This window comes from Cysteiniphilum sp. QT6929, from assembly GCF_030035755.1.
Lineage (GTDB): Bacteria > Pseudomonadota > Gammaproteobacteria > Francisellales > Francisellaceae > Caedibacter > Caedibacter litoralis.
This window is the reverse complement of sequence record NZ_CP103983.1, coordinates 519,677-531,273: the sequence shown is the minus strand read 5'-3', so window position 1 is coordinate 531,273 and position 11,597 is coordinate 519,677. Positions and strand designations below refer to the sequence as shown.

Genomic DNA, 11,597 nt, shown 5'->3' with positions numbered 1-11,597 from the left:
CTATGATCATATTCTTGCCCCTTTTGATTGTATAAGCGTTGGCTGAGCGTAAGTCGAAGCCTCTATGAAATGTGATTTTCTCAAGCTACCACACTTCAACTAACGCTCAGTGCATCGCTTTGACTTATGATCAGGGTGCGGTGAGCACTTATGGGTGAATATTTAGCCTTAGTCTGAATCCTTTCGTACTGTTTAGCTTTCATTAATTGCTAAACGTATGCGGACAAGTAGTCCGTTTGGTTGTAAGTTTTCAAAACTTAGTTTGCCGGAGTTAAACTCAATAGCCACCCGAGTAATAGCCAGTCCCAACCCATGACCATCAATATTTTGATGTGCATCGTGTTGCGCGCGTGTAAATGCGCGAGCAATATTTTTTAAGTCGCTCTCTGAAATGCCTGGACCGTTATCTTTAACATCAATGACAATATGATCATTTTCAATGTAGGCATTCAACATGTAATTAGGTGCATACTTTACCGCGTTATTAATGATATTCAGTAACGCACGCTTTAATAAATTAGGGTATCCCAAGAAAAAGGTATGTGCTTTTAGTTCATTGTTAAAATCAAATGTGTAGCCACGTTGACAGAGTTGCTGGTATAGGTTGTCAAGAAATGCGCACAGATCAAAACTCACTTTGGCATTGTTATTACCACGCTCTGCAAAAGCCAAAGATGAATCAATAATCATTTGCATCTCATCGATTTCTTGACTTAGGATTGCTTGCGCTTTCTCGTTATCAATAATGTATTTTAAGAGTTTTAATTTAGTCAGCGAGTTTTTCATATCATGTGACATCGACGATAACATAATCGTTTTTTCTTGGAGTAATAATTGAATTTGCTGTTTAAGTGCTGATACATCTTTATTCAAGTATTTTGGTAAGTGATTTATTTGTTTGTCGGTGGTTGCTGAATTAAGCAGTAATTTAGGCAGAATAAAACGCGCTAAATACCACATGAAAAACAGTAAAAGAATAATCGCAATGCTAATACTAATGCTGCTACTTAAAAGATAAGGTAGGTCATCATCAGGATTAAGAAAAATATAAAAAGTAATAACCTTATGGCCTTTATCATCGTTAATCGGACTGGTGATAAATAACTCATGATGAGTTTGTAGGTCATGATGCATTTGATCAAATAACTCATTGCTAACAAAGGTATTCTTTACTTCATAGGCGCCAGCAACTTTTTGAAAGATAATATTAAATTGATTGAGCTGTGTACTTCGGTCGACTGCTGTTTGAAAGTGCACAAAACGCGGCTCAACATTGGCTTGAGTTAAGTATTGATTACGAATGCGCAGTAAACTAAACAATGAGTTTTGTACTAATGAGTCCTCATATTTTGAATGATAGTGCAGGTGTATTGCGGTAATAAAAAAGCTATTGAGAATGACTAGAATCAACATAATGCTAATTAGTTTTGGAAAACTGATATAGTTCTTTAGAAAAAGCGTTGTGAAGTGCGTATTTATTTTTTGTGTGAGTTGGTTTGGCATGCTTTTTCCATCAATTACATATCAGATCCTTTTGCAGCTTAAGTATAGAGCGCCAAAGCGATAATGCAAAAATAGGAGCGAGTAGTGGCTAAACAAGCATTGAAATCGCAACGATAAACATCATCAGATGCTGGATAAGCAGCTTGCAAAAAATCCGACTAATGCAGAGTATAAGATAATCATGTGTGCGAGCATGTCTATTTGAAGTAGCTCATTGTAGAGTTTTTTTACCTAAAGTAATACAAAGGTGACTGCAATTATTGAGTTTATGCCATGTTTTTTATTAAGATGAATCGCTGTTATGGTTCTTAAGGTATATAAATAGATGCAATTTAGAAAATTAATGCTGTTGACTTCATCGATGCTGATGTCATTTACCAGTGTTGCAATGAATAAAACAGATCTAGCGAATTTCAATAAAGCAGAAAGCCTGCTTTTGGCAAAAAATTATAAAGACTACTATCAAGTCAAAGCAAAGCTTACTAAAACACCGTTATATCCCTTTTTGCAATATCAAGAGATCTCAGTTGATCCGGATGTGTTTAAACAAGAAACCATCGATGCTTATTTAAAGCAAAATCAAGGCAGCTTTTGGGCAAGTCAATTAAAGCAGGATTTAGCAAATTACTATCTTAAGCAAAAAGATTGGCAGAAGTTCCTACATTATTATGACAATAACTTAGGCTTTAATGGCAAGTGTTATGCTGTTGTTGCCGAGTATAGCGTTGGTGATAAGGCTAAGGCGATTAATGATTTTACTGATCTTTGGTTATCGCGTGCGCGTTTGCCAAAAGCATGTAATGATTTTGAGTCAACCTGGGAAAGTAAGGTGACGCTCAACGAGCGCCAAATTAGGCTCAAAGCCTATTCACTAGCTACTTCTGGCTATGTCGAAGATGCACTAAAGTGGATCAATAAGACAAAGAACAAAGAGCTACAAGGCTTTTATTCGCTATGGTTAAAGACCACACAAAATCCTAAAAAATATATGGATAACTGGACAGTTCAATATCATAAAATCAATGGATTCTCATCTGCTGTGATTAGTGTCATGGGCAACCTATCGGCTAAAGATACACATTATGCTGAAGATTTTTGGCTTGCCTTTAAACAGAAGCATCTGCTCGATAATAAAACGATTAATCTAATCAATGCTGAAATTGCGATTGATTATGCCAGAGCGCACAACAAAAAAGCGCTGCAGTGGCTAAAGGATATCGAGGATGAATATGCCACAAGCTTATTGTGGCAATGGCGTTTGCGTACAGCAATATACTGGAATGATTATAAGGGTTATTTAAATTGGTATAACAAGTTGCCGCAATCGCTTAAATCAGAAGATGATTGGCGTTATTGGCAGGCGAAAAGCTATCAAGCCTTAAAGCAAGATGACAAAGCTAAGCCAATTTTAACAGCGCTGGCAAAAGAGACGAGTTATTATGGTTTTTTAGCTGCCGATGATTTAGGTGTGCCTTATGCGTTAAATAATAAACCCGTTCAGGTGGATCAAAAAACTTTAGACGAGATGGCAAATAATCAGACCGTTTTGCAGATCTTTGATTTGTATCAGATTAAAGAATATGGTTTATCGTTTGCCTTATGGCGCTTTAGTCGAAATGGCTTCACTAACGAGGAGCAGCTAGCCATTGGCGAGCTTGCAGAGAAGCAGAAAATCTACCAGATTTCAACCAGTGCCTATGCTAATGCGGGAAGCTCGAGCAACCTAACTGGCTTATATCCGCTGGCATTTTGGTCTGATGTGCAAAAGGCAGGTAAAGAGTTTCATATCAAACCGGATGTTATTGTCTCAATAATGCGTCAAGAGTCTGCCTTTCGTGTGCACGGTGTATCTTCGGCAAGTGCGACAGGACTCATGCAGCTTTTACCAACAACAGCGGCATTTCTAGCAAAAAAATACCGCCTAAGCTATGAAGATGATGATTTATACAAACCGCAAAAAGTAATTATGTTAGGAGCTGCTAATTTGAACTTTATGGATCAGTTGTTTAACAATAACTTGATTATCGGTATGGCAGCATATAATGCAGGGCAAGGTAATGCGGCGAACTGGTTACCAGCGCAACAACTAGCGGCAGATCAATGGATTGAAATCATCCCCTTTGGCGAGACGCGCAAATATGTTAAAAATATTCTGCGCAATATAGTGGTGTATAATCAGGCAATATTAGGCAATAAAGAGTTTCGATTAGGGCAAGTGATGCAGCCGATATCTCAAAAAGATAAGACTTAAAAATAGGGGAATTAAAATCATCGTCGCCCAATTCCCCTCTTTTCAAGAGGGGTGGCAGCCGGAGGCTGACGGGGTGTTTATGAAATCATAGTTTTTCTAAGGTGCCTAACTTCAGTTTATAGCAGTTCTTATAGTCGGTAACATTCTTGCTTTTGACCTGCTTTACTGCTAGATTCACGATCATTTATGATTATAGACACTAAAGAATGAACACTAAAAATTTATCTTCATTAATATGGTCTGTTGCAGATTTATTGCGCGGTGATTATAAACGCTCTGATTTTGGCAAGGTGATTTTGCCCTTTACAGTTTTAGCACGTGTTGAGGCAGTTCTTGCGCCAACACGGCAAGATGTGATCAATGAATACAATAAACGCAAAGATTTAGGCATTCCACTAAATGCCATTTTAACGGCTAAATCACAAAACACGTTTTATAATACATCAGAATATACGCTAACTAAACTGAAAGCTGATGCGGATAACTTAAGAGCAAACCTTATAACCTACCTTGATTCCTTTAGTGACAATATCAAGGATATTTTTAATCGATTTAAGTTTATAGATCAGATACATTACCTAGATGAAGCAAACTTGCTTTATAAGGTCATTGAGCGCTTCACAAAAGAAGATTGCGACTTAAGTCCTGAAGCGGTTTCAAATTATGAAATGGGTAACTTATTTGAGGAGTTGATTCGCAAGTTTGCTGAGGAGTCTAACGAGACCGCAGGGGAGCATTTCACCCCTAGAGACATTGTGCGCTTGGCGACGTCTTTAGTATTTAGTGCGGATAATGCGATCTTAACGGATCAAGGTGTGGTGCGCTCACTCTATGATCCAACCGTAGGCACCGGTGGTTTTTTAACATCCGCCAGTGAATATATCGCAGAGCTTAACCCTAATGCACATTTAAAAACTTATGGACAAGAGTTAAATCCCGAGTCCTTTGCCATTTGTAAGGCAGATATTTTAATCAAAGGTGAAGATGCCGATAATATTAGATTTGGCAATACCTTAAGTGATGATCAACTGCAATCTAAAAAGTTTGATTACATGCTGTCTAATCCGCCCTTTGGTGTCGAATGGAAGAAGGTTGAAAAGGCAGTCAAAGACGAACATAAGGTGCTAGGATATAACGGGCGCTTTGGCGCAGGATTGCCACGAGTTAGTGATGGTTCGTTACTGTTCTTAATGCACCTTATTTCAAAAATGCGTCCTGTAACAGAAGGTGGAAGTCGCATTGGCATTATTCTTAATGGCTCACCGTTGTTTACAGGTGGGGCGGGATCCGGTGAGTCTGAAATCAGGCGTTATGTGCTTGAAAACGACTTGTTGGAAGCAATTATTGCTTTGCCTACGGATATGTTTTTTAACACAGGCATTTCTACTTATATCTGGATATTAAGCAATAAAAAATTACCTAAGCGCAAAGGCAAAGTGCAACTGATTAATGCCGCAGATAAAGGCAGCCCCATGCGTAAGTCACTGGGCTCCAAACGTAAATACTTAGATGAAGACGCTATTGCTGACATTGTTCAAGCGTATGGCAACTTTGAGCAAACTAAAGCAAGTAAGTTATTTGATTATACTGAGTTCGGTTTTAGGCGGGTCACTATCGAGCGACCATTAAAGCTTGCCTTTTACCCGAAAGACGAGAATAACCTCAATGCGCTTAAAGAGGATAACGCGTTTTTGAAGCTTAAAGATGAACAACAGCAAGAAATATTGAGTGCCTTAAGCCATTGTAAAGATGAGTATTTATCAAAAGAGTACTTTACAAAAGACTTAAACGACCTAAAAGTCAAAATGACTGCAGCGCAAGTTAAGCTATTGCAAAAACATTTAGCTAAGACAGATGATGCTGCTGAAGTTTGTGTTGACAACAAAGGTAATCCAGAAGCCAATACGGATTTAAGAGATTATGAGAATATCCCTTTAAAACAAGATATCTATGATTACTTTGAAAAGGAAGTCAAACCACATGTACCTGACGCTTGGATTGATGAGAGTAAGCGCGATGAAAAGGATGGAAATATTGGCATCGTCGGTTATGAGATACCCTTTAATCGTCACTTTTACGAGTATAAACCACCGCGCGCATTAGAGGAAATTGACGCAGAATTAGATGCGGTAACTAAAGAAATATTAGAACTTTTAGGTGAGGTGCATTCATAATGGCACAATTTAGATTAACCGCTAAAATGGCAAGCAGGCTTAAAATAGGCGACTTGCCACAATCACAAGCGCAGTCTTTACCTTTTTATGATGATTGGGCAGTTGACTTACTAAAAATCCAGCGCAAAGATGTTGCCGTGTTTATGCATATCGATACACGCGTTGCATTAGCTATCCCATTGTTTGAAATAGGTGGGGCAAAATATCTCTTTGATTCGCTGCCAGCAATGATTGAGTGGGCAATTAATGAGCTTGAAATACGAGGTTTTGAAGACTATGGTTGTCAGATTCGTGATTATTTTGAGCCGAAGTTAAATAAGCTTACGTTTTGTAAAACAGATAATCGTAGTGTTACCACGCATCTTAATCAATTTAAACAAATTCTAGAGTACGAATGTTCGCGCCATGGTGAAGTCAGTCAGGCGGTTTGTGATAAAACAATGGATTACTGGCAAAGTGCTTTAATTACTAATCCACATACCAAAAAAGGTTATACAAGACCTATTGAACTTTGGCAGTCTTATCTTGATGGCGATTGCATTAATGATGGCAGAAAGGTTAATAATATGGATAAGCAAGGAGGCAATCAGTGACTGGTAAACTAAAGCCTTATCCACAGTATAAAGATAGTGATGTTGAGTGGTTGGGGGAGGTGCCTGAGGAATGGAGGGTGATTAAAATAGGTAATCTATTTTTATCTATTGGTAGTGGTACGACACCAATATCAACATCTAAGGAATATTACGAAGGTGGTTTGATTCCTTGGGTTAACACCGGTGACCTTAATGATGGTTATTTAGAGGGAAGTAAAAGACACATAACGGAAAAAGCATTAGAAGACTTTTCAACGCTTAAAGTTTATCCAAAAGGTTCGATTATCATCGCTATGTATGGGGCAACTATTGGAAAGCTTACGATTACGACTAGTTCAGCTACAACAAATCAGGCTTGTTGTGTGCTTGAACCCGCAATCACTATTGATAGCAAATACATATTTTATTGTCTATTAGCTTCTAGAAATTACATAATTGATTTGGCTTATGGTGCGGGGCAACCAAATATTAGTCAAGAAACTATACGTTCATTGAAACTTCCAGTACCTATTACAAAAGAACAAACCACCATTGCCAATTATCTAGACCAACAAACCGTAAAAATAAATCAACTTATTGAAAACTATCAAAAGCTAATTGCGCTTTCTAAAGAAAAGCGCACGGCTTTAATTACCCATTGTGTGACCAAAGGCTTAGATCCAACGATTAAAATGAAAGATAGTGGTGTTGAATGGTTGGGCGAGGTGCCTGAGCATTGGATTGTTGATAGAGTTAAGTCTCACTTTAAGATCGAAAAGCGAATTTCAGGATCTTTGGATTATGACGTTCTATCTATTACACAGAAAGGCATCGTAGTTAAGGATATAGATAGTGGTGAAGGACAACTATCTATGGATTACTCTAAATATCAACTTATCTTCAAAGGTGAGTTTGGAATGAATCATATGGATTTGCTAACTGGCTATATAGATATCTCAAAATATAATGGAGTTGTGAGTCCAGACTACAGAGTTTTTTCAATCAAGAATCAGATATTTAATACAAATTTTTACTTATATGTTTTTCAAACTTGTTACATTAATAAAATATTCTATAAATATGGTCAGGGTAGCTCACAATTAGGTAGATGGAGATTACCATCTGAAGAATTTTATGGGCTTAGAATCCCAACCCCATTTCTCGATGAACAAATGAAAATCAGCAACTACCTAGACCAACAAACCGCTAAAATAGATCAAACAATTGAAAAGGCAGAAAGAGCCATAGAACTGCTTAAAGAAAAACGTACCGCCTTAATCACCGCAGTCGTCACAGGCAAAGTGGACGTAAGGGAGTGTGTTTGATGGCAGTGGAAAATCAATCGCAATTTATTATCTATCAGACTGAATCAGGTAAAACAAAAATAGAAGTACGCTTGCACGATGAAACCGTTTGGTTGTCTCAAAAAAACATGGCTGAGCTGTTTCAAGTTACACCTCAAAATATCACGTTACACCTTAAAAATATTTATCAAGAAGGAGAACTTGATCAAAATTCAACTTGTAAGGATTTCTTACAAGTTCAAAACGAGGGTGCTAGAAAAGTGGAAAGAGTTCAAAAGCTCTACAACCTAGACGCTATTATATCTGTGGGATATAGGATTAAGTCACATATTGCAACAAGATTCCGCCAATGGGCAACCAAGCAGCTTAAAGAGTATATTATTAAGGGCTTTGTATTAGATGATGAGCGCTTGAAAAATCCTGATCAACCTTTTGATTATTTTGATGAGTTACTCAAACGCATCCAAGATATTCGCACATCTGAAAAGCGCTTTTATCAAAAAATAACGGATATATACTCGACCAGTGTTGATTATGATCCGACACTTGAAACGAGTATTACCTTTTTTAAAACAGTTCAGAATAAACTGCATTGATCAATTACCAAAGGGAAGAGGCAATAAATGAGTACAAAACACCACGAGAAAAAAATGGAAGAGCAAGTTGTTTTAGATATGTGCGCACCCGAGTGCGGTTGGGTTGAAGGCGTTTCAAGTGGCTATAATAAGTCATTAGCGTTATATACCGAGGATTTACTTGAGTATATTAAAACGACACAACCTGAAGCCTATGAGAAATATCAAAATCGCTTTAAAGACAAGGCGGATGATGAGATTAGCAAACTCGTTGCCAAGAAGATTCATGACAAAGGTACTCTTCATTATTTCAGGTATGAAATAAAAGCCCATCCAGCAAGATTGAAACTCTGTCAGTTTAAGCCACAGCTACATAATGAAACCTTAGAGCGTAATTATCATGCCAATATTTGCCGCGTGGTCAGGCAAGTGTTTTATTCTGAAAACAATAAAAACAGCATTGATCTGGTGTTATTTGTCAATGGTATTCCTGTGGCAACCATTGAGCTAAAAACTGACTTTACGCAAACGGTTGACGATGCGATTGAGCAATATAAATCAGATCGCTTACCCAAAGATCAGCTAACACGCAAAGATGAGCCATTGCTTAGCTTCAAGCGTGGTGCGTTAGTACACTTTGCAGTAAGCACCGATGAAGTCTATATGACGACTAAGCTTCAAGGCAAGGATACTTTTTTCTTGCCTTTTAACAAAGGCAATAATGGTGGCAAAGGCAATCCGCATAAACCCGAAGGTTTTGCTACGGAGTATTTATGGCAGGAGGTGTTAAGCAAAGAGAGCTTACTCAATATCTTGGCGAAATTCATGCACCTTCAGGTGGAAGAAAAAACAACGGCTGAAGGCGTTAAGTACAAAAAAGAAACCCTCATTTTCCCGCGCTATCATCAGCTTGATGTGGTCAGGAAATTACTACAAGCCGTGCATTTTGAAAAGGTTGGTCAGAAATATTTAATCCAGCATAGTGCCGGCAGTGGCAAATCCAATTCGATTGCATGGCTGTCACATCAATTATCATCCTTACACAGTAATGAAGGTAAGCGTTACTTTGATACCGTGATTGTGATTACTGATCGCACGGTTTTGGATAGTCAGCTACAACAAACGATCAAACAATTTGAACAAGTTGATGGTTTGGTGGTGCCTATTGAGAAAACGTCGGATTTTCAAAGTAAGTCTAATCAACTTGCTACCGCTTTAAAAGATGGTGCTGCCATTATCCCTGTGACGATCCAAACCTTCCCTTTTGTGTTAGAAGAGATACAAAAAACAACCTCATTAAAGGGCAAAAACTTTGCTATTATTGCCGATGAGGCGCATTCGTCGCAATCAGGAAAAACAGCGCAAAAAGTAAAGGAAGTATTAAATGCTGAAATGCTTGATGAGGAGATGAGTGCTGAGGATGTGTTAAATGCAACTCTAGAGAGTAAAGGCAAATTAACCAATATCAGTTTTTTTGCATTCACTGCCACACCAAAATACAAAACGATGGAGCTCTTTGGGCGACCTGCAAACCCCAATGAGCCCACAGGCAAGGATAATCTGCCACTACCATTTCATGTCTATACGATGCAACAAGCCATTGAAGAGGGCTTTATTCTTGATGTCTTAAAAAACTATACGACCTATGAAACAGCATTAAAAATCATCTCCAAAGATGGCGAGCGTAAGGTGGAAACTAGGCAGGCTAAAATCAAGCTTAAGCGTTATACCACATTGCATCCTTATGCGATTGCACAGAAGATTGATATTATTCTCACTCACTTTGCCAATTCAATTAAGCCATTGTTGAACTATCAAGCAAAGGCAATGGTAGTGACTTCATCACGCAAGGCAGCAGTAAGATACAAAATTGAATTTGATCGCTTTTTAGAAAAAAATAAAGGCAATCCACTTTTTGATAACGTTGCGGCAATGGTCGCTTTCTCTGGTAAGGTTAATGATGATCATGAAGGGGATGAAAAGGAATATACTGAGCTTAATATGAATCCTAGGTTAAAGGGGCGTGATATGCGTGACGCCTTTGATAGCGATGATTATCAAGTCATGCTTGTTGCTAATAAATTTCAAACAAGCTTTGATCAACCAAAGCTTTGTGCTATGTATGTTGATAAGAAATTAAGCGGTGTTGATGCCGTACAAACATTATCACGCTTAAATCGCACCTATACCGGCAAAGATCATGTTTTTATTTTGGATTTTGTCAATAAAGCCGAAGATATTAAAGAAGCATTTGAGCCATACTATAAGGCGGCTGAACTTACGGATGTAACGGATGAAAATTTGGTTTATGAACTTTATGAAAAGCTCGATGAATATGACATATTTACACTATCTGAAATAGAGGCTTACTCTCAAGCATTCTATCAGAATAAAAATCTTCAAAACCTAATGAGTGCTGCTATTAAGCCCGCAGCAGATAGATTTAAAGGTCGCTATAGACAGACTGTTGAGGCAATCAAGCGTGCCCAACTTGAGCTAGATCGTGCCAAGGATGCTAATGATGAGATTGCGATCAAAAATACAAGTTCTGAGCTCAAAGAAGTATCAGAAGCCAAAAATTACTTAGATGTGTTTAAAAAATCGTTATCAACCTTTATCAGAATGTATGACTTCTTGTCTCAGGTGCATGATTATAATGATGTCGAGTTAGAAAAATTCTCAAGCTATGCGCGAGGTTTGTTGCCAAACTTGCATACCACTGAGTTAGCTCCTCAAGTCGATATTGGTGATGTGGTACTGACTAACTACAAGCTGACAAAACAGGCGACTCAAAGCATTGATTTAAAAGGTGGCAAAATAGATGCAATCAATCCTGGGCAAGCTAAAGCACGCGATCAGAAAACTGAAGTGTTCAGCAAAATTGTCGATCAATTTAATGCATTATTTTCAGGTGAGTTTAGCAATGAAGATGCTATTAACTTTGTGACGAGTGTCAAAGATAAAGTAAAGAAAGATGAAAAAACTATGGCGCAGATTTATGCAAATGACAAACAGCGTGCGTTGGAAGGAAGTTTGCCACAATCAGTAGAAAGCGCTGTTGTCGATAGTTTACGTACGCATGAGAATTTAAGCATGCAAGCGCTAGGGCAAAAAGAAAAAATGGCATTAATTACATCAGTGATTGCAGATATGATCTATGCAGAAAAGGCAGATAGTGCAATTTGTAACTAAATGCAAAGAGTAAAGTTGGATTATAC

The 11,597-nt window shown here is 38.0% G+C and carries 7 protein-coding genes; 6 read left to right on the top strand and 1 reads right to left on the bottom strand.

The annotated features are described in order from the left end of the window. Positions 1 to 192: 192 nt before the first annotated feature. A complete protein-coding gene (locus tag NYP54_RS02235) occupies positions 193 to 1,503 on the bottom strand; it encodes a sensor histidine kinase (protein ID WP_283156981.1) in 1,311 nt (436 codons plus the stop codon). A 325-nt stretch (positions 1,504 to 1,828) separates the two neighbouring features. Between NYP54_RS02235 and NYP54_RS02230 the strand changes: the two genes are divergently transcribed. The 6 genes from NYP54_RS02230 (at position 1,829) to NYP54_RS02205 (ending at position 11,571) form a co-directional block, all read left to right on the top strand. Continuing rightward, on the top strand, positions 1,829 to 3,754 hold the full coding sequence (locus tag NYP54_RS02230) for a lytic transglycosylase domain-containing protein (RefSeq protein WP_283156980.1): 1,926 nt from the start codon (positions 1,829 to 1,831) through the stop codon (positions 3,752 to 3,754). Positions 3,755 to 3,960: 206 nt separating this feature from the next. Continuing rightward, positions 3,961 to 5,928, top strand: a complete 1,968-nt coding sequence (locus NYP54_RS02225) for a class I SAM-dependent DNA methyltransferase (RefSeq protein WP_283156979.1) — start codon at positions 3,961 to 3,963, stop codon at positions 5,926 to 5,928. Next, a complete protein-coding gene (locus NYP54_RS02220) occupies positions 5,928 to 6,521 on the top strand; it encodes a hypothetical protein (protein ID WP_283156978.1) in 594 nt (197 codons plus the stop codon). The genes NYP54_RS02225 and NYP54_RS02220 overlap by 1 nt, the downstream gene beginning before the upstream one ends. Further along, positions 6,518 to 7,825 (top strand): restriction endonuclease subunit S, encoded by a 1,308-nt coding sequence (locus NYP54_RS02215; RefSeq protein ID WP_283156977.1) that lies wholly within the window; start codon positions 6,518 to 6,520, stop codon positions 7,823 to 7,825. Before NYP54_RS02220 ends, NYP54_RS02215 begins: the two co-directional genes overlap by 4 nt. Next, the gene (gene rhuM, locus NYP54_RS02210; RefSeq protein WP_283156976.1) at positions 7,825 to 8,400 is read left to right on the top strand and encodes a RhuM family protein; all 576 of its coding nucleotides are present in this window, start codon (positions 7,825 to 7,827) and stop codon (positions 8,398 to 8,400) included. The genes NYP54_RS02215 and rhuM overlap by 1 nt, the downstream gene beginning before the upstream one ends. A gap of 27 nt (positions 8,401 to 8,427) precedes the next feature. Beyond that, complete coding sequence (locus NYP54_RS02205) at positions 8,428 to 11,571, top strand: type I restriction endonuclease (RefSeq protein WP_283156975.1); 3,144 nt, start codon at positions 8,428 to 8,430, stop codon at positions 11,569 to 11,571. The last annotated feature ends 26 nt before the right edge of the window (positions 11,572 to 11,597 follow it).